Raw genomic sequence first — 672 nt, 5'->3', positions numbered from 1 at the left:
GTCATTAGTACAAGTTAGCTCAACGCCTCACAACGCTTACACACCTTGCCTATCAACGTAGTAGTCTCCTACGGCCCTTTAGAGAGCTTAAAGCTCTAGGGATGACTCATCTTAGGGCTCGCTTCCCGCTTAGATGCTTTCAGCGGTTATCGATCCCGAACGTAGCTACCGGGCAATGCTATTGGCATAACAACCCGAACACCAGCGGTTCGTCCACTCCGGTCCTCTCGTACTAGGAGCAGCTCCCTTCAATCATCCAACGCCCACGGCAGATAGGGACCGAACTGTCTCACGACGTTCTGAACCCAGCTCGCGTACCACTTTAAATGGCGAACAGCCATACCCTTGGGACCGACTTCAGCCCCAGGATGTGATGAGCCGACATCGAGGTGCCAAACACCGCCGTCGATATGAACTCTTGGGCGGTATCAGCCTGTTATCCCCGGAGTACCTTTTATCCGTTGAGCGATGGCCCTTCCATTCAGAACCACCGGATCACTATGACCTACTTTCGTACCTGCTCGACGTGTATGTCTCGCAGTTAAGCTGGCTTATGCCATTGCACTAACCGTACGATGTCCGACCGTACTTAGCCAACCTTCGTGCTCCTCCGTTACTCTTTGGGAGGAGACCGCCCCAGTCAAACTACCCACCAGGCACTGTCCCGAACCC

General features: G+C 53.9%; 1 rRNA gene. It reads right to left on the bottom strand.

Features of this window, described 5'->3' with window-relative positions:
• Nucleotides 1-672, bottom strand: a 23S ribosomal RNA gene (locus tag IEY42_RS22260); the annotation flags it as partial.

Source organism: Shewanella algicola, assembly GCF_014648035.1.
Classification (GTDB): domain Bacteria; phylum Pseudomonadota; class Gammaproteobacteria; order Enterobacterales; family Shewanellaceae; genus Shewanella; species Shewanella algicola.
Note: the sequence above shows the minus strand (reverse complement) of the source record. Positions and strands in the feature narration are given on the sequence as shown.